This window comes from Gammaproteobacteria bacterium, assembly GCA_028817225.1.
GTDB lineage: Bacteria > Pseudomonadota > Gammaproteobacteria > Poriferisulfidales > Oxydemutatoraceae > Oxydemutator.
The window spans coordinates 15930-33956 of the sequence record JAPPQC010000028.1 but is presented as its reverse complement, the minus strand read 5'-3'; the positions used below and the strand labels follow the sequence as shown (position 1 = coordinate 33956).

Below are 18027 nucleotides of genomic sequence, written 5' to 3'. Positions count from 1 at the left end.
GATAGCGCGCACAGATAAAAGCCCGCGGCAGGCGCTGCCTCCGCGGGTTTTTTTATGGCTCTGGAAAGGGCGCCGGAAAAGCGCCATTTGCCAAAAGGCCGCGCCTCCCCGTTCAGGGAAACGCGGCCTTTTGTCGTTGTGCGGTGGTGGTGGCCGCTGTGCGGCGGAAAAGCCGCCGCCGCCGGCGCGGCGCTTACTGCATCTCGCGCACCAGCCGGTTCAGGCGGCTTTTGTGGCGCGCGGCCTTGTTCTTGTGTATCAGTTTCTTGGTGACGCCCGAATCAATCAGCGGCACCGCCTTGCGAAAAGCCGCGCGCGCGCCGTCGGCGTCGCCCGCGGCGGCGGCCTTGGCGATGTTCTTGATTGAGGTGCGCAGACGCGCCCGCAGGCTCATGTTGTGCCGCCTGCGCTTCGCCGCCTGCCGCGCGCACTTGCGCGCCGTGGATGTGTTTGCCATCGGTGTCTTTCCTCTATGAATACGGGCCGCGCAGTGTAACGGCAACCTTGCTGCCGGTCAAGCCCGCTGTTTGCCCTCTTCTGTTGTCAATTTTTCTGTGCAATTCCGCAAATGAACATATCAATCCGGCTTTTCCGGAGACCGTTTCCTGAAATCGAGTTTCTTCCCGACAAGTTTTGTTTTCTTCATCAATTCGATTTGCTCTCTCACCACGGGATCCGCAAAAAACTCGTCCGGGTCCACACGGACTCCGCCGTATTTGCCGACATGAATCCTGAATGTTCTGCGGGGGGTGGTGTTTTTGCTCATGGTCTCTTTCCGGTTTCGGGGTTGGTGAATGCACGATACCACAATTCCGGCCCGCAGGTGACTGCAAAAACAAGTTTGACAGCGGCGGTTGTTGTCCTGATAATCGTTCGCGCGCGGTGGCATTGGCCATCATCATCGCGTTGCACCCGCTTGTGTGATAAGCGAGGATAACCATGTCGAGCAAAGGAAAACTACACGAGCAAGGTTTCAACTACGCACTCGCCGCGTCGCTTCGCAAGTGCTTCCCTGCGTGGGGCACGGACGGATACATCAGGGCGGAACGCGCCGGTGACCGCAGCGGCAAGCGGATTGACATCAGCGTTGACATCCCCGATATGCCGCCGGTTGTGATTGAGTGCGCCTATGGCGGCGATGACGGCAAGGACGCGGCCAGCCGAATTGCTGACAGCGAGGGGCTTGACACGGCCATCTCGGTCAACATCCCGCCTTCGTTTCAGGCGATGGGCGACCAGGAAGTGGAAGTTGCGCTGGATGACGGTGCGGAAATCGGTTACGCGGTGCTGCAGCGAGGCGGCTACCGCTTCCCGCAACCGGGTTATCTTAACGGCAGCGTGCGTGACCTGGCGGCGTTCATGCAAGTCGCGTCGGTGTCCAAGGACAGCGTGGAGCAAGTCGCCGATGATGTCGTCGGGCGAATTAACCGGGCGGCGGCCACACTTTCCGAGGGTCTTCCGGAATCTGATATCGCCGAAATCAGCGAGAGCATCTCGCAGCGCTCAATCTTGACTGGCATGCGCACGATTGCGGTGTTGTGGCTGGACGCCCTGCTGGTGCAGAACATGATTCGCTGCGTCAACCCGGCAATCGCAAAATTGCCGCTGCATACTGAAACCGTGCATCCGCAGTCTCTGGTGAAAGAATGGCGCAAAATTCTCGAAACCAACTGGCGTTCCATTTTTGATCTGGCGGTAGTCAAACTGGAGAACGCTGCAAAATCGTACGACAAGTGTGTCGGCAATGCGTTGTGCAGTTTGCTCGAGGGCGTTGAAATCCTGAACGGCGCGCGCCTCGGTTCCCACATTAATGTCGGCGCCGAACTCTTCCCGAAAATCAGCGAAGACCGAAAACAGGCGGCGGCGTTTTACACCATGCCGTCCACCGCCGAGTTATTGGCGGCGCTCACCATCAAGCCGCAAGACCGCGACGACTGGCGGGACGCGGACTTGTTCAAGCGGCTGAAAATAGCCGACCTGGCCTGCGGCACGGGCACGCTGCTGCGCGCCGGACTGCGTCGTGTCGTTATGCTCCACACCAACGCCGGCGGCGACTTGGCCTCGCTGGATGTCATTTACCGCGACGCCATGGAGGGCGGGCTGACCGGCGCCGATGTTAGCCCCATCGCGGCGCACTTGTCGGTGTCCAGTCTGGTGCTGGAAGGCAACGGCAAACCGTATGTCACGTCCAACATCGGCTGGGTCGGCGCTGGGTACGAGACCTCCGACAGAAAGGGCGGGCTCACGGTCGGCTCTTTGGAGTTCTTCGCCGAAGGCCGCACTGTGGATGCTTTTGCAACCCATGAAACGCTGCTCCGCGGCAATGACGACTCAAACTCCCGCAACTGGGTCGAAGCCGAGGATGGCTCGATGGACTATGTGCTGATGAATCCGCCATATAGCCGCACGCGCGGCGGGCAGAGCGCGTTTGACATCGCAGGCCTCAATGCCGCCGAGCGCAAGGCCTGCCAAACACGCTGGGGCAAACTCACCGCAGACCAACCAGCCGACAAGCGCGCTGGCATGGCGGCGAGTTTTCTGTGCCTCGCGCGCAACAAAACCAAACCCGGCGGCAAAATCGGTTTTGTGCTGCCGCTGACCGCGGCCTTTGCGCAGACCTGGGACAAAACCCGCGCGATGCTGGTGACCGAGTTTGAGGACATCCTGGCGGTGGCGGTGCCAAGCGGCAGCGGCGGCGCCGAGAATATGAGCGCCGACACTCACATGGGTGAGATGCTGCTGGTGGCGACTAAGCGCAAAACAAAGAGCGATGATATGTCGCCGGTGCTGTGCATCTCGCTGGACAAACTGCCCAATCGCTCCGGTGAGGCCGGTGAATACGGCCGCGTGATGATGCAGGCGGTGCATGCGATGACCGATTCACATTGCCCGATTGTGGCGGGCGATGCGGAGATTGGGCGGGTGGTGCGGTTTGACCCGCCGCAGGCAAGCAGCCCGTGGTCGCATCTGTCCGCAGACAACGCGGAGTTGAGCACGGTCGCATCAATGCTGGCATGCGGTGTTTTTGAGGACCTTGCAACGCAGCAGCGCATGAAGTTGAATTGCCCGATGGTTACCATCGGCGAACTGTTCACCGTCGGTCCCACGCACCACAGAATCGGACACCTGCGCGGCGGCGACCCAATAGGCGCATTTTCGCTTGACAAGATTCAGAGCGAAAACGACACGCTCGGCAAAAACCGCGCTTTGTGGGAGGCGAGCGCAAAAGCCCAAACTGCTTTGCGCGTGCTGCCAACACACAAAGGCGTCATTGTTGACCAGAAAGCGGCGGATGCCGTCCGCAACACGCGCGGCACGTTGCACTACGCGCGCAATTTGAGATGGACTTCACAGAAACTCGTCGCTGCGACCACACCCCATCCAGTGTATGGTGGGCAGGCGTGGACGACATTGCAAACGGATGATGAAAGCATTTTGCGCGCGTTCGCGTTGTGGGCGAACTCCACGCTCGGCGCGGTCGTTCACTGGACGCGCGGCAGCCGCACCCAGCAAGGCCGGGCGCGCGTGCAAGTGAACGCCATCAAGCAAATCCCATGCCCCGACCTGCGGCAACTGCCGCCAGATAAACTCGCCGCAGCGGCGGCGGTCTTCGAAAAATTGGCAGACAAAGAACTCCTGCCGGTCTGCCAACTGCACGCCGACCATGCGCGTCATGAAATCGACCGGGCAGTCATGATGATGCTCGGCCTGCCCCACGACGCCAACGCGCTGGCGTCCCTCCGCACCCTCTGGTGCACCGAGCCCAGCGTCCACGGCGGCAACGCGCATGCCCTCGCCATGCTGAGCGCCCCGAAGCGGTAGGGCGCGATGGATGGGTTGCTTGTCCTTTCCTTAAATAGATTGTAGTTCCGGCGTATTCAAGCATGAAAAAACTTCCCAAAGGCTACCTGCTTCGGCAAAAGCGGATAGAGCATGCTCTACTCAAGAGAAAGAGCAAACAACGCGTGCGTCGCCGGGCGTCGCCATTTATTCGCAATTCAGGCCATGAAAGGATTCACGCTCCAGAATGTCTTGCCTTGCTACCGGAACATGCAGACCGAGTCATTCGTTTTGTACATGAGCTGGAACGCAAAGCCGTTGCCGCCCAAAAGATAGTCATCGATTTTTCCAAAACCGAATTAGTTCATGCATTAGGTGCAGTGTATCTCTATTCGGAAATTGACCGTGCCCGGATGAACAGAGCCGTAATCCGCGTACAAGGCATGTCCAATAATTTGCAAGTGTTCGATGCACTGCGAATCACCGGAATTTTGGCCGTATGCAGCCACCCGGCCCTGCCAGATAGTGCCCACATCCCCGTCATCAGAGGGAAAGATGATAATCATCTGCCCATGATTATTGAATACTTGATGAATACTGCCTTGGTTCAAAAGCAACTGAATATTAAAGATTCAGATTATGCCGAGAGCTTAGTGAACAAAGCCATCAGCGAAGCGATGCTTAATGTCAAGCAACATGCGTATCCTCAAAACGAGGCGAACGACTTTTGGTGGGCAACAGCAACAATCTTCGGGAACAGCCTGCATATTGCGTTATGTGACAGAGGAGTGGGAATTCCCAAAACTTTGAAGGACAAGAATTGGTTTAAAAAGGCTTGGGCAACACTGAAGTCCGACTCTAGTGATGCCGCAATGATTAAGGCGGCGATGGAATACACGAGAAGTTCGCGCGAGGGGCACGGTGGCGGACTGGGTAGTCACGACATCCAACAACTGGTGTTGGGCGCGCACGAAGGCCATTTGACCATTATCAGCGGCAAGGGTTATTACTGCCTGCGAGGCAAAAATAATGACCAAATCGCCCAGAAAATAGGTTATGATGTCGCTGGTACCCTTATCCATTGGCAAATTCCACTACATCGTCAATCGGAGGCGCATTATGAAAGAGCACATAATTGATGTTGCCCGTGACTTCACGGATCGCCCCTTTGGGCGATACCGGGATGACGGCAATCGTAGCGGCGAAGTTTTTCGTGAAGACATACTGGTGCCCGCCCTTCGCAAATACGATCATGTTACGGTCAATCTTGGCGGCACTAATTTCTACGGTTCATCATTTTTGGAGGAAGTTTTCGGCGGCTTGGTGCGCAGACATTTCTCTAGGACCGAACTGAAGCAAAAACTCACCGTGGTACATGACAAACTCCCCTCTGTCGTTAAAGAGGCGGAAAAGTATATCCGAAAAGCCGAAGAAGCCCAATCCTGATGCCCTATGTTTATGCCCATAATTGCCATTTCATTGGCCATCTTTGGGTGGTTTCTTGCCATTGTATTGACTCTTTGTGGGTGGCGTCTTATCACACGGCTAACAAAGCGCCGCGAAGCCTATGATTTATGCAGTTCCGTGCAGTCGCTCCTTGAGCAACTGGATGCCGATGGGCGACATGCATGGGAAGGCCAATCAGACACCTTGGACGAATACACTGAGCGGAAACTGCTTTCGAAAATCGCAGCAGTTGAGCAACGGCTTGGGTTGATTCGCAAACATTATTATCCTGCCGACCCCTCAGGAATCACTGATGAACAACTGCTTTACTTACGCCAACTCCTGACCGCAGACTCCCGATTAATATCCCCGAAAGAGCCGCGCACCGTCGCAATCCACGGCCTCATCACCGACATGGTGGGGAGTTTACTTGAAGAAAACTACGCGTATATCAACGAAAGCCCGTGGAGGCCAACCCAAATGTGTCCCGTGAACCGCCCGCTCCCGCCCATTTGCTGGTTACTCCTCTGCGCCGGCTTGGGGTTGCTCTGGGTGGCGGTGTATTACCTGTACGTCCTCGCAGTCATCGGCCCGGGTTTCTTCGCCGCGCCGCTCAGAGCAATTGAGTGGCTGCCAATGGCAATGATAGGCGTCATCACGCCGGTGCTGTGGTCGCTGTTTCGGCCATGGCGGTTGGCACCAGTCATGCGCCGCGGCATCCTCATCGGTTACATTGCCGCAATGCCGGTGGCCTTTTCGCTGGCGCTGGGCTTCAGGATGCTCGCCAGCCCGGTGGTCTGGGTGCCGGGCATCGGGGTTGTGCTGCTCATCGGCATGGCGCTCGGATATGCCGCCGCCCGCCTGCTATATAATCCCCGCCCTTGACGATGGCATTGCAACGATGAGCAGCAATTTATTGATAGTCGAGTCGCCCGCGAAGTCGCGGACGCTGAAGAAATATCTCGGCCCGGATTTCGAGATCATGGCCTCCTACGGCCATGTCCGCGACCTGGTGCCGAAAGAAGGCGCGGTGGACACCGAGAACGGCTTCGCGATGAAGTACGAAATCATTGACCGCAACCGCAAGCATGTCAGCGACATTCTGCGCCGCCTCAAGGGCGCCGACAACCTGTACCTGGCGACCGACCCCGACCGCGAGGGCGAGGCCATCTCGTGGCACCTGTACGAGATTCTGAAGGAGAAGAAGGCGCTGAAAGACAAGAAGGTGTACCGCGTCGTGTTCCACGAGATTACGAAGCGCGCCGTGCAGGAGGCCATCGCCCACCCGCGCCGCCTGTCGGACGACCTCGTCAACGCGCAGCAGGCGCGGCGCGCGCTCGATTACCTGGTCGGCTTCAACCTGTCGCCGCTGCTGTGGCGCAAGGTGTCCGGCGGGCTGTCGGCGGGGCGCGTGCAAAGCCCGGCGCTGCGCCTGATTGTCGAGCGCGAGGAGGAAATCGAGGCGTTCCAGTCGCGCGAATACTGGACCATCGAGGCGCAACTGGAGAAAGACGCCACTGCCTTCACCGCGAAATTGATCGAGGCCGAGGGCGACAAACTGGAGCAGTTTGACATCACCGGCGAGGAACACGCGCGCCGGCTGTGCCGCCTGATTGAGGAGGGCATCGGCGCGGCTGAAAGCAACGCCGCGGCTGAAAAGGCCGGCGCGCCGTCCGCAGGCCCGCCCGCCGCGACCATGCCGGTGGTGCGCTGCGAGAAGAAACAGCGCAAGCGCCGCCCGCCGCCGCCGTTCATCACCTCGACGCTGCAACAGGAGGGCGCGCGCAAACTCCGGTTTCGCTCGTCGCACACGATGCGCATCGCCCAGCAACTGTACGAGGGCGTTGACCTCGGCTCCGGCCCGGTCGGCCTGATTACCTACATGCGCACGGACTCGGTCACGCTGGCGCGCGAGGCCATTGACGACCTGAGGGGCTACATCACATCGCGTTTCGGCGCCGACCAACTGCCCGCCACGCCGAACCTCTACAAGACGCGCTCGAAGAACGCGCAGGAGGCGCACGAGGCCATCCGCCCGACCTCGGCGTCGCGCGCGCCGGAAGACATCCGGGGGCATCTGAGCGGCGACCAGTTCCGGCTGTACGACCTGATCTGGAAGCGCGCCGTCGCCTGCCAGATGATTCCGGCGACGCTCGACACCGTGTCGGTGGACTTCGCGGGCGGCGCCGGTTTCACTTTCCGCGCCACCGGCTCGACCGTGCGCGACCCGGGCTTCATGATGGTGTACACCGAGGGCCGCGACGAGGTTTCCGATGCGCCGCGCAAAGACGACGGCAAGGAGAAGAAACTGCCGGCGCTGGAGGAAGGCGACGATGTTGATGTGCGCGCCATCGTCCCGGAGCAGCATTTCACCGAGCCGCCGCCGCGCTACAACGAGGCGACGCTGATCAAGACGCTCGAGGAATACGGCATCGGCAGGCCCTCGACCTACGCGAGCATCATCTCAACGCTGCAAAACCGCGAATACGCGACGCTCGACAACCGGCGTTTTCAGCCGACGCCGACCGGGCGCCTCGTCAACCGCTTTCTGACCGAGCATTTCACGCAGTATGTGGACTACGACTTCACCGCGCGCCTCGAGGATGCGCTCGACGCGGTGTCGCGCGGCGAGAAAAAATGGGTGCCGCTGCTCGACGACTTCTGGCATCCGTTCAAGCAACAGGTTGACGACAAGGCGACCATCAGCAAGCAGGAGGCGGCGCTGGCGCGCGAACTCGGGCAGGACCCGAAGACCGGCAAGCCCGTCTTCGTGCGCTATGGCCGCTACGGGCCTTTCGCGCAAATCGGCTCGGCGGACGACGATGAAAAGCCGCGCTTCGCCAGCCTGATTGGCGAGCAGACGCCGGAGACGGTCACGCTGGAGGAGGTGCTGGAGTTGTTCAGACTGCCGCGCGATTTGGGCGAGACGCCGCAGGGCGAGCCGATGCTGGTCGGCATCGGGCGCTTCGGGCCGTATGTCAAGTACGGCGACAAATATGTCTCCATCCGCGACGACGACCCGTACACCATCGGCGCCGAACGCGCGCTGGAACTGGTCGAGGAGAAAAAGCGCGAGGACGAGAAGAAACTCATCCTGAACTTCGCCGACGAGGGCATCTGCGTGCTGAACGGCCGCTACGGCCCGTATGTCACCGACGGCGCGAAGAACGCAAGCGTGCCGAAAGACCGCGAGCCGTCGGAACTGACACTCGAGGAATGCCGCGAGTTGATCGCCAACGCACCGGCCAGAAGGAGAACCTCAAAGAAAGGCGCCGCGAAGAAAGGCGCCCGCAAAAAGTCGGCGAAAAAATCCACCGCAAAAAAGGCGCCGCCGAAAAAGAAAAAACCCGCCACCGCAAAAAAACGCCGCGCCGCGACAACAAAGAAAACCTGAACCGCGGCGCCTTCAGCAGGCTAAAGCCGGAGACACTTCCTTGTTATCAACCATTGAAAAAACCAGGCTGCAGATATCAAAAAACACCGGGGCGGAAGAAAAATCCCGGCTCGGCCAGTTTTTTACACCGGCAAAAACAGCGGTATTCATGGCGGGACTTTTCCCGGCAGCCGGCGGCAGATGCCATTTGCTTGACGCCGGGGCGGGTATCGGTTCTCTTTCAGGCGCCTTTCTGGAAAGGTGCATGGGGGAAGCCTTCAATTTTGACAGGATTAAACTGACGGCCTTTGAGTTGGACAAAAATCTCCATGCGGAATTGCATGGTTCGCTTCGCGGGTATGCCGATAAACTGCCTTTTGCACTGGAAATCACCGACGGCGATTTTATAGAGGCCGCAGTCAACAGGATTCAATTTGGGCGGAGCGACTTTACTCATGCCATTCTCAATCCGCCGTACAAGAAAATAAAAAGCAATTCCCGCCGCCGTCTGCTTCTTCGTCAGGCGGGAATAGAGACTGTCAATCTTTATTCGGCTTTTGTCGCATTGTCTCTTTTGCTTGTAGTTCCGGGCGGGCAAGTGGTGGCGATTGTCCCCCGCAGTTTCTGCAACGGGCCGTACTACCGGCCCTTCCGTGGCTTCATGTTGAAGCACGCGGCCGTCAGGCATATACATCTGTTTGAATCACGCAGCAAGACATTCAGGGATGACGGCGTATTGCAGGAAAACATCGTCATCCGGCTTGAGCGCGGCGGAAAACAGGGACCGGTGACAGTTTCCACATCAACCGATGACACTCTCGCCGATTTTGCCGCTCGCGTGCAGCCGTTCAACCGGATTGTGATTCCGGCCGACCCGGAACAGTTCATTCATGTGCCCGTATCGCCCGGGAAAAGCGCCATTGAGGCGTCCCCGTCCATATGTTATTCCCTGAACGACATTGGCATCAAGGTTTCCACCGGGCCGGTGGTTGACTTTCGGCTGAAGAAGCATCTGCGTGACATGCCGGAGGCCGGAACCGTCCCTTTGCTCTACGCCGGACATTTCACTGACAGCGGCATGATATGGCCGCAGACCGGCGCTAAAAAACCAAATGCCATTTGCAGAAACAGCGACACTGAAAAGTGGCTTTATCCGAACGGTTTTTATTGTGTGGTGCGCCGTTTTTCCTCAAAGGAGGAAAGGAGGCGAATTGTGGCGAGTGTGGTCAACTCCGCCGCATTCAACGGCGCGCCTATGCTGGGTTTCGAGAACCACCTGAACCTGTTTCATCAAAACAGGCGCGGTTTGCCGCAAACGCTGGCGCGCGGATTGGCCGTATTTCTCAACACAACCGCCGTTGATGAGTATTTCCGGTGCTTTAGCGGTCACACACAGGTCAACGCGACCGACCTCAAATTGATGAAATACCCAAGTCGTGAAACCCTGATTAATCTCGGCAGGTGGGCCATGCAATGCGGGAAAATAACCCAGGCGATGGTTGATGACAAACTGGAAACTCTGGTTGCATGAACACCGGGGACAATCACATTGAAGAGGCAAGCCGGATTATTGTTTCGCTGGGCCTGCCGCAGGGGCAACAAAATGAGCGCTCCGCACTCTGCCTGCTGGCCTTGCTGAATCTTGCGCCGGGCAAAGCGTGGGCTGATGTCGAAAATCCGCTTGTCGGCATCACGCCGATGATGAACTGGGTCAAAACGCACTACGACAGGGAATACGCCCCGAACACACGCGAGACTTTCCGCCGCCGGACAATGCACCAGTTCTGCGATGCGGGTATTGCATTGTGCAATCCGGACAAACCCGGCCGCCCTGTGAACAGCCCCCATACGGTTTACCAAATTGAGCCTGCAACCCTGGAACTGTTGCGGGCCTTTGGCGCCCCGTCATGGCAAGACAAATTGGCGACTTATCTGGCCCGACGTGAAACACTGGTTGCCCGCTACGCCAGAGAGCGGGAGCAAAATCGCATCCCGGTCAAGATTGCGCCGGGGAAAAACATCGCTCTTACACCCGGCGAGCACAGTGAATTGATTCGGGCGATTATCGAGGAATTTGCTCCGCGCTTCGCTCCGGGCGGCACATTGGTCTATGTCGGGGATACCGGCGACAAATGGGGTTACTTTGACAGGGCCTTGCTGGCCGGCCTGGGTGTCGGCGTGGATTCCCACGGCAAAATGCCTGATGTGTTGCTCTACTCCGCCGGGGAAAACTGGCTATTGCTGGTTGAGTCCGTTACCAGCCATGGCCCTGTTGATGGAAAACGACATGCCGAACTTGCCGCGCTCTTTTCTGAAGCGACTGCCGGTCTGGTTTATGTAACCGCCTTTCCGAACCGGGCGGTCATGGGTCGGTATCTCGCGGAGATTGCATGGGAAACAGAAGTGTGGGTGGCGGATGCGCCGTCCCACCTGATTCACTTTGATGGTGAGCGTTTTCTCGGGCCATACAACGATTCTGCGCCGCCTGTTTGAGACTATGCCGCCGCGCCTTCAGCGCCACAACTTCAGCGGTGTGCGCGCGCCGCGTGAATCCAGTGTCAGTGTCTGCAAACCGGAATCGGCGCGCACCGGCGTCGCCGACAGCCGGATGCAGTCTTCCAGGCCGCCGCCGCAGGCGGCGCCGGTGATGCGGTAGCGCTCGTTGTCCGACAGCGCGCCGGCAATATCCAGGTCCTTGACAAGGCGCACGGTGTAGGCCGCCTTTCTCGCGTGGTGGTCGTTTTGCAGGTGCATCAACTCCGTCAGTTTGTTGCGCGCGTCCAGCACCGCCATTTTCTCGCCCCACGTGCGGTACGCGGGGATTGCCGTCGTCACCAGCACGGCGACGATGGCGATGACCGCAATCAGTTCAATCAGCGTGAAGCCGCGCGCGCGATGCGCGCGACGCGGGAACAAACGGTTCATGCGTCTCACGGCGTGATGACGCGCACCGCGTCGAGCGTCACCGGCGGCATGGAAACCACGACGGCGCCGGTCGCAGCCGCCGCCGCCAGCGGCGCCGACACCAGCGCCTGCGCGAACAGCACCTGGCCGCCTGCGGTTTGCGCGCGCGCCGTCACCAGCAGGCGGCACTGCGCGACGGTCTTGCCGCCGGCGTGCAGCGCAGGCCCCCGCGCCAGTTGTTCAATGATGAAACCGTCGCCGTCTTTCCACGAATAATCGCGCCGGCGCCCGTCGTGCGCGCCGGTGAACAGGCCGTCCTTGCCGGCGGAAAAGTCGTCCGCATGACGCGCGCGCGCGTCGGCAACCCCCGCAGCCAGCGCCGACATCGCCGCTTCGTGCAGTTGCCCGCGCTCATCGGCGCCGCCCGCCAGCAGACGCTGGTCGGCGGAACGCTCCAGCCCGGCGACCGCCACCAGCGCCGTCAGCGACAGCAAAACCAGCACAACCGGCAGAATGCCGCCACACTGCGCCCGCCGCGTTTTGCAATGCCGCCCCATCACGCCGCCGCCGATTTGCCCGGCAAATTGCCCGGCGAGGACACTGCGCGCCCGCCGCTTCCGGCAATGCGGTCTTTCTGCACCGCCTGCGATTTGCCCGGCGAGACCATTGCATTGCGCCCGCCGCGTTTTGCAACGCCGCCCCATCATGCCGCTTGTGATTTGCCTGGCAAAACCGCCGCGCCCGTGCCGCTTCCTACAATGTAATGACAAACGCATGACTTTCCTCGCCGCCGCCCGGGCCGTTGTGTCCGTTGACGACGGCTTCCAGCGCAATCGCAAACGGTGAACCGCCGCCGCTGCCGCCGCCGCCGGCGTCGGCGTAGCGCAGGCGCCCGCCGTGCCGCACGACGACCTCGGCTGCAATCTGTTGCACGCCGGTGATGATTTCCTCCGCGCTCAATGTCAGGCGGCGCGTGGCGCCCGCGCGGACGACGCCGGGCCGCTGCCGGTACAGCGAAAAACCGCCGCCGGACTTGCCGACGCCGACATAAAACACCGACGCCGCATAGCGCGCAATAACGGCGCCGCCGCCGAAGCGGTGCTGCTGCGCGCAGCCGCCCGCCGCGAAAGCGCCGGCGCAGTTGCCGGGCCGCACGCCGCCGCCGCCGTAGCCGAGCGAGTGCGCGCCGACATCGGTCACCTGAAACAGCGCCGCCGCGTGTTCGTCGCAAATCAGCGCGGCGTCGCCGGGCCTGAAACCCGCCGTGTCCGAAACGACAAACGCGCGCGTGCCGGTCGCGTGGCCGCTGACGCTGACCGCCGGCAGCGCCGCGCCGCGCACAATCAGCACATCGCTTTGCGCGCGGCGCTCGCCGGGGCGGTCGCCGGCGCGCTTGAGGCCGTCCGGCGCGCCGCCTTCGCCGCCGCCGATGACCTGCACGGTGCTTTCAAACAACTTCAGCCAGAACGGCGCCGACGCACCGGCGGTCATCAGGTTGAAGCGCCGCGCCTTCGCGCTGCACATCGGCACGATGCCGGCGACCGACTCGCCGACGGCGCGCCGCAGCACAATCAGTTTCTGCGCGATGGCGGCGCGGTTGGCGGCGGCGGCGTGCGCCCACTGCGCGTTGTGATGCAATTTCAGCAACGCGGCAATCAGCAGCGCGCCCAGCGTCAGCGCGGACAGCAATTCAACCAGCGTAAAGCCGCTGCGCCGGTCGCAAGTGCGGCGGCGGAACATTCCGGAGTTGCCGCCGCGTTGGTTGCCGGCGCGGGGACGAAACATTCCGCAGTTGCCGCTGCGCCGATTGCCGGCGCGGGAACGGGACATCCTGCGGTTGCCGTCTTGCCGGTTGTTGGTGCGCGAACAAAACATCATGCCGCCGTTTTGCCACGATTGCCGCCGCACCGGGCCGCGCGCCCGACGAAACGCCCTGTTCAGCCGACGAAAGGTCGCTTTTGCTATACTGCGGCTCGCGCCCGGCTTTCAGGGGCACGCCCATGCCGCAAAGCCGGACGCACCGGTCGCGCGGCGCGGCGGACTGACAACGGGCACACGGCGCCCCGCTCCGCCCCGCAACGGGCGCCCCGCAACGGGCGCCACCAACGGGCGCCACCGACAGACACCATCCATGGGCATCAGGCAATACCAGAACCGCAAACCGCGCATCCATCCGACGGCCTTTGTGGATGAAGCCGCGCTGGTCATCGGCGATGTCGTCGTCGGCGCCGACAGTTCGCTGTGGCCGATGAGCGTCGCGCGCGGCGACCTCGCCGAAATCCGCATCGGCGAACGCAGCAACATCCAGGACGGCTCCATCCTGCATGTCACCGGCGACAGCCGCTTCGTGCCGCACGCCTGGCCGCTGCACATCGGCAGCGGCGTCACCGTCGGCCACAATGTCATCCTGCACGCCTGCACCATTGAGGACGACTGCCTGGTCGGCATGGGCTCAACCGTGCTCGACGGCGCCGTCATCCGCACCGGCGCGATGCTGGCCGCCGGCAGTCTGGTGCCGCCGGGCAAGACCATCGAGGGCGGCTTCCTGTGGCTCGGCAACCCGGCCCGCAAGGTCCGCGAACTGACCGGCGACGAACGCGACTTCCTGCTGTTCTCGGCACAAAGTTATGTGGATCTGAAAAACGCCCACATGCCCCGCCCATAAGCGGCCCGCACCGCGCGCCGCAGCGTTTTCTATCACTCAAAAAGCGCCGCGGCATGAGTTACAAGACCGAAGTCTATAACTCATGCAATGGAGTCGGCGGCAAAAATGCCGGCCTCGCCGGTCAAGGCCGCGCACCCGAACGGCGCGCCCCTTATTGTTGTTCGCGCAACGCGCGGATGATGGCGGCGGTTTGCGGGCGGACGCCGCGCCACAGCAGGAAGGATTCGGCGGCCTGCTCAACCAGCATGCCGAGGCCATCAAAGGCGTGTTCAACGCCGTGCGCGCGGAGCCAGCGGACGAAGGCGGTGTCGCCGGTTGCGTCGTAGGCGAGGTCGTATCCCCAGGCGGCGCCAGGCGCGTTGGGCAGCGCCGGCACTTCGCCGGCGAGGCTGGCCGAAGTTGCGTTGACGATGCCGTCGAAACGGCGCCCGCCGAGTTCGTCGAGCGCGCACGCCGTCACATCGCCGAGCGGCGCGAACAGGCGTTCCAGCGTGCGCGCGCGTTCAACGCCGCGGTTTGCGATGACCAGCGACGCGGCGCCGCTTTCCATCAGCGGCGGAATGATGCCGCGCGCCGCGCCGCCGGCGCCGAGCAGCAGAATCGCGCGCCCTTCCGGTTGCAGTTTGCAGTTGACGCGCAAATCGCGGATAAAACCGGCGCCGTCGGTGTTGTCGCCGTACAGCGTGAAGGCGGCGTTGCCGCCGGCATCGGCGTCGTTGCGGTTGTTGGCACTGCCGTCGGCGTTGTTGTGGTTGCCGTCGCCGGCGCCGCCACCCCGCGCCGCCCGCAACACCAGCGTATTGACCGCGCCCGCCGCCTGCGCGCGCGCGCTGACATCGTCCGCCAGGCGGCGCGCCTCCTCCTTGAACGGCAGCGTCACATTCAGCCCTTTGCCGCCGTCGCCGGCAAACCGCCTGACCGCGTCGGCAAACCCGTCGCGCGGCGCTTCAAGCAATTCATAGCGGACGGCCTCGCCGGTTTGCGCGGCAAAGCGCGCGTGGATTTGCGGCGAGATGCTGTGCTCCACCGGGCAGCCAATCAGCGCATAGCGGTCCGCGGCCCGCGCCGCCGCGCCGCCGGTCACCGCCGCCGCCCCGGAAAGCGGTCCCGGCATTCGTTCATGCGCCGCCGCGCCGCCTGCTCACGCGCCTTCGCGCAGCCACTTTGCGGCGGTTTTGGCGTAGTAGGTCAGGATGGCGTCGGCGCCGGCGCGGCGGATGGCGGTCAGCGCCTCCAGCGCGCACGCGCGTTCCGGCAGCCAGCCGTTGGCGGCGGCGGCCTTCAGCATCGCGTATTCGCCGCTGACCTGGTAGGCGAAAGTCGGCGCGCGAAACTCGTCCTTGACGCGGCGGATGACATCCAGGCACGGCAGCGCCGGTTTGACCATGACGATGTCGGCGCCCTCGTCAAGGTCGAGCGCAACTTCGGCCAGCGCCTCGTCGCCGTTGGCGCAGTCCATCTGGTAGGTTTCCTTGCCGCCGCCGCCGAGATTGGCCGCCGAGCCGACGGCGTCGCGGAACGGCCCGTAAAACGCCGACGCATATTTCGCCGAATAGGCGAGGATGCGCGTCGTCGTGTGGCCGTTGTCTTCAAGCGCGTCGCGGATGGCGCCGACGCGCCCGTCCATCATGTCCGACGGCGCGACGATGTCGGCGCCGGCGGCGGCGTGCGACAGCGCCTGGCGCACCAGCAGCGCGACCGTCTCGTCGTTCATCACATAACCGGTTTCGTCGGTGACGCCGTCGTGGCCGTGCGTCGTGTAGGGGTCGAGCGCGACATCGGTGACAACGCCGAGTTCGGGCGCGCGCCGCTTCAGTTCGCGCACCGCGCGCTGCACCAGGCCGTCGTCGCGCCAGGCCTCCTCAGCGCCGTCGCTTTTGGCGTCGGCGGCGACGACCGGAAACAGCGCCACCGCCGGCACGCCGAGCGCGCACAGCGCGTCGGCCTCGGCGGCCAGCAGGCCGACGGGAATGCACTCGACATCCGGCATGGACGCGACCGCGCGCGCGCGGTCGCCGTCAAGGACGAAAAGCGGCTGAATCAAATCGCCGCAGTCGAGCGCGGTCTCGCGCATCAACCGCCGGCTGAAATCATCGCGGCGCATGCGCCGCGGACGGGTACGCAGACGGGTCATCGTTCGTCTGTCGCAACCCGGTTTCCGGCGCGCTGAAAACGGCGCTTGTTGTGCGGGCGAATCATCATTCGTCTATGGTAAGCCAGTCCCTCGGTTTCAGATAGTCCCGGCACAGTTTTTCCTCCGGGCTTCCGGCGTCCGGCTTCCAGCCGTAGCGCCACACCACCCGCGGCGGCAGCGACATCAGGATGGATTCGGCGCGCCCGCCGGATTGCAGGCCGAACAGCGTGCCGCGGTCGTACACCAGGTTGAACTCCACATAGCGCCCGCGGCGGTATAACTGAAAGTCGCGCTGCCGCGGCCCGAAGGGCGTGGCGCGGCGGCGCTCGGCAATCGGCAGGTAGGCGCCGGTGAAACTGTCGCCGACGCTTTGCATGAACGCGAAGCAGCGCTCAAACCCCCACTCGTTGAGGTCGTCGAAGAACAGGCCGCCGACGCCGCGCGTCTCGCCGCGGTGCTCAAGGTAGAAGTATTCGTCGCACCAGCGCTTGAAGCGCGGATAGACATCGTCGCCGAACGGCTCGCAGGCGCGGCGCGCGGCGCGGTGCCACGCGACGGCATCCTCGGTGAACGGATAGCACGGCGTCAGGTCGTAGCCGCCGCCGAACCACCACCGCGGCGCGCCGTTCGCCGGCGTCTGCGAGAAGAAGCGCACATTGCAGTGCGCCGTCGGCACATACGGGTTGCACGGGTGCAGCACCAGCGACACGCCGGCGGCCTCGAAGGCGCCGTCGCGCTGCGGGTGCGCCGTTGTCGCCGCCGCCGGCAGGCGGTCGCCGTGAATGTGCGAGAAGTTGACGCCGGCCTTCTCGAACACGCCGCCGTCGGCGAGAACACGGCTGTCACCGCCGCCGCCGCCGGGCCGCCGCCAGACATCGCTGACAAAACGCGCGTCGCCGTCCGTGCGTTCCACCGCACCGCAGATTTTTTCCTGCAACGCGGTCAGGTACGAGACCACGCGCGCGGTTTCCGCCGCCTCCGTCATTCGCCGTCGTTCGTGTGTTCCGCCGCGCCGCGGATTTTTTCCTGCAACGCGGTCAGGCGCGGGATTATCCGTCTTGCTTCCGCCGTCTTCATCATTCGCCGTCGTCCGCCTCATCCGCGCCCTGCCGTATCAGGCGCCCGCTGGCGGCGTCGCGGATGGCGGTCGGCGCGGCGGCGCCGCCGACATCGCCTTCGACAATGCAGTCCAGTTGTTCGCCGAAACAGTCCGCGACTTCGCGCGCCGTGCGCAGCGGCGGCTGGCCGCTGAGGTTGGCGCTGGTCGAGACCAGCGCGCAGTTGCACACATCGCAAAGCGCCGCCGCCACCGGATGCGCGCTGACCCGCACCGCGATGCCGGCGGAGCGGTCGTGCAACCACGGCGGGCACTTCAATGTGCGCGGAAAAACCCATGTGTGCGGGCCGGGCCAGGTCTGCTTGACGCGCCGCCACGCCGCGTTGCCGATGACGGCGCAAAACGGCGCCAGTTGCGAGAAGTGGCTGGCGATCAGGATAAAACCCTTGCCGGTTGGCCGCCCTTTCAGCGCCGCGATGCGCGCCACCGCCCGCTCGTCGAGCGGGTCGCAGCCCAGCCCATAGACGGCCTCGGTCGGATAGGCGACAACGCCGCCGCCGCGCACCGCCGCGCGCGCCGCTTCAAGATCGGGGATGTTCAGCATGGGGGATACCATCCTTGTATAATCCGGTATTGAACGGGATTATATGGGAAAGTCGGCCCGGCCG

The 18027-nt window shown here is 62.7% G+C and carries 16 protein-coding genes and 1 pseudogene; 8 read left to right on the top strand and 9 right to left on the bottom strand.

Features of this window, described 5'->3' with window-relative positions:
* Nucleotides 1–193: 193 nt before the first annotated feature.
* Together rpsT and OXU50_04000 are read right to left on the bottom strand one after the other, a co-directional pair.
* Nucleotides 194–457, bottom strand: a complete 264-nt coding sequence (rpsT, locus tag OXU50_04005) for a 30S ribosomal protein S20 (GenBank protein ID MDD9869041.1) — start codon at nucleotides 455–457, stop codon at nucleotides 194–196.
* 120 nt (nucleotides 458–577) lie between these two features.
* Complete coding sequence (locus OXU50_04000) at nucleotides 578–766, bottom strand: hypothetical protein (GenBank protein MDD9869040.1); 189 nt, start codon at nucleotides 764–766, stop codon at nucleotides 578–580.
* A 173-nt stretch (nucleotides 767–939) separates the two neighbouring features.
* Between OXU50_04000 and OXU50_03995 the strand changes: the two genes are divergently transcribed.
* The 7 genes from OXU50_03995 to OXU50_03965 all read left to right on the top strand — a co-directional run bounded on the left by OXU50_03995 (nucleotide 940) and on the right by OXU50_03965 (nucleotide 11092).
* Nucleotides 940–3822 carry a hypothetical protein gene (locus tag OXU50_03995; protein MDD9869039.1) on the top strand — a complete coding sequence of 961 codons (2883 nt, stop codon included), beginning with the start codon at nucleotides 940–942 and terminating at the stop codon, nucleotides 3820–3822.
* A 62-nt stretch (nucleotides 3823–3884) separates the two neighbouring features.
* Nucleotides 3885–4919, top strand: a complete 1035-nt coding sequence (locus OXU50_03990; protein ID MDD9869038.1) for a hypothetical protein — start codon at nucleotides 3885–3887, stop codon at nucleotides 4917–4919.
* Nucleotides 4900–5226, top strand: coding sequence for an STAS-like domain-containing protein (locus OXU50_03985; GenBank protein ID MDD9869037.1), 327 nt, complete (start codon nucleotides 4900–4902; stop codon nucleotides 5224–5226). The genes OXU50_03990 and OXU50_03985 overlap by 20 nt, the downstream gene beginning before the upstream one ends.
* A gap of 12 nt (nucleotides 5227–5238) precedes the next feature.
* Nucleotides 5239–6111 (top strand): hypothetical protein, encoded by an 873-nt coding sequence (locus tag OXU50_03980; GenBank protein MDD9869036.1) that lies wholly within the window; start codon nucleotides 5239–5241, stop codon nucleotides 6109–6111.
* Between the two features lie 16 nt (nucleotides 6112–6127).
* Nucleotides 6128–8620 (top strand): DNA topoisomerase I, encoded by a 2493-nt coding sequence (locus OXU50_03975; GenBank protein ID MDD9869035.1) that lies wholly within the window; start codon nucleotides 6128–6130, stop codon nucleotides 8618–8620.
* A gap of 40 nt (nucleotides 8621–8660) precedes the next feature.
* Complete coding sequence (locus OXU50_03970; GenBank protein MDD9869034.1) at nucleotides 8661–10130, top strand: Eco57I restriction-modification methylase domain-containing protein; 1470 nt, start codon at nucleotides 8661–8663, stop codon at nucleotides 10128–10130.
* Nucleotides 10127–11092 carry a BsuBI/PstI family type II restriction endonuclease gene (locus OXU50_03965; GenBank protein ID MDD9869033.1) on the top strand — a complete coding sequence of 322 codons (966 nt, stop codon included), beginning with the start codon at nucleotides 10127–10129 and terminating at the stop codon, nucleotides 11090–11092. The genes OXU50_03970 and OXU50_03965 overlap by 4 nt, the downstream gene beginning before the upstream one ends.
* Nucleotides 11093–11392: 300 nt before the next feature.
* Here the strand turns inward: OXU50_03965 and OXU50_03960 are convergent.
* The 3 genes and pseudogenes from OXU50_03960 to OXU50_03950 form a co-directional block, all read right to left on the bottom strand.
* Nucleotides 11393–11524: pseudogene (locus tag OXU50_03960) on the bottom strand (prepilin-type N-terminal cleavage/methylation domain-containing protein).
* 5 nt (nucleotides 11525–11529) lie between these two features.
* Nucleotides 11530–12060 (bottom strand): hypothetical protein, encoded by a 531-nt coding sequence (locus OXU50_03955; GenBank protein MDD9869032.1) that lies wholly within the window; start codon nucleotides 12058–12060, stop codon nucleotides 11530–11532.
* A 196-nt stretch (nucleotides 12061–12256) separates the two neighbouring features.
* Nucleotides 12257–13288, bottom strand: a complete 1032-nt coding sequence (locus OXU50_03950) for a prepilin-type N-terminal cleavage/methylation domain-containing protein (protein MDD9869031.1) — start codon at nucleotides 13286–13288, stop codon at nucleotides 12257–12259.
* Between the two features lie 346 nt (nucleotides 13289–13634).
* Here OXU50_03950 and OXU50_03945 point away from each other — a divergent pair, with 346 nt between their 5' ends.
* A complete protein-coding gene (locus tag OXU50_03945; GenBank protein MDD9869030.1) occupies nucleotides 13635–14168 on the top strand; it encodes a gamma carbonic anhydrase family protein in 534 nt (177 codons plus the stop codon).
* A 151-nt stretch (nucleotides 14169–14319) separates the two neighbouring features.
* On the opposite strand, the gene OXU50_03940 is transcribed toward OXU50_03945, so the two are convergent.
* The 4 genes from OXU50_03940 to OXU50_03925 form a co-directional block, all read right to left on the bottom strand.
* Nucleotides 14320–15282 (bottom strand): shikimate dehydrogenase, encoded by a 963-nt coding sequence (locus OXU50_03940; GenBank protein ID MDD9869029.1) that lies wholly within the window; start codon nucleotides 15280–15282, stop codon nucleotides 14320–14322.
* A 27-nt stretch (nucleotides 15283–15309) separates the two neighbouring features.
* Nucleotides 15310–16302 carry a porphobilinogen synthase gene (hemB, locus tag OXU50_03935; protein MDD9869028.1) on the bottom strand — a complete coding sequence of 331 codons (993 nt, stop codon included), beginning with the start codon at nucleotides 16300–16302 and terminating at the stop codon, nucleotides 15310–15312.
* Between the two features lie 64 nt (nucleotides 16303–16366).
* Complete coding sequence (gene hemF, locus OXU50_03930; GenBank protein MDD9869027.1) at nucleotides 16367–17287, bottom strand: oxygen-dependent coproporphyrinogen oxidase; 921 nt, start codon at nucleotides 17285–17287, stop codon at nucleotides 16367–16369.
* Between the two features lie 91 nt (nucleotides 17288–17378).
* Nucleotides 17379–17963, bottom strand: a complete 585-nt coding sequence (locus OXU50_03925) for an L-threonylcarbamoyladenylate synthase (GenBank protein ID MDD9869026.1) — start codon at nucleotides 17961–17963, stop codon at nucleotides 17379–17381.
* Nucleotides 17964–18027 lie beyond the last annotated feature (64 nt).